Source organism: Shewanella sp. AS16, assembly GCF_021412365.1.
In the GTDB taxonomy this organism is placed as follows: domain Bacteria; phylum Pseudomonadota; class Gammaproteobacteria; order Enterobacterales; family Shewanellaceae; genus Shewanella; species Shewanella salipaludis.
This window is the reverse complement of the sequence record NZ_JAKCLK010000273.1, coordinates 1-290: the sequence shown is the minus strand read 5'-3', so window position 1 is coordinate 290 and position 290 is coordinate 1. Positions and strand designations below refer to the sequence as shown.

Below are 290 nucleotides of genomic sequence, written 5' to 3'. Positions count from 1 at the left end.
AATACACAATGCGGTCAGGAACCCTTTCCAGCCACCAGCAAAGAAACCGCCATGCTCTGTGAGATTGCTAAAACCAATCGACTGCCCGCCATTGCCAAAGCCAAAGAAAATCACGCCCAGGCCAATGACAATCATCACGATAATCGTGGTGACTTTGATCATCGCGAACCAGAACTCGATTTCGCCGTACAACCTCACCGCAGCCAGATTCGCCAACGCCACCAGCGCCACCGCGATCAATGCGGGTATCCACTGCGCCATCTCCGGGAACCAGAACTGGACATAAACGC

The 290-nt window shown here is 53.4% G+C and carries 1 protein-coding gene; it reads right to left on the bottom strand.

Annotated elements, in window-relative coordinates:
• A partial coding sequence (locus tag LZP73_RS20275) for an amino acid permease (RefSeq protein WP_326490379.1) occupies positions 1 to 290 on the bottom strand: 290 nt, incomplete at both ends.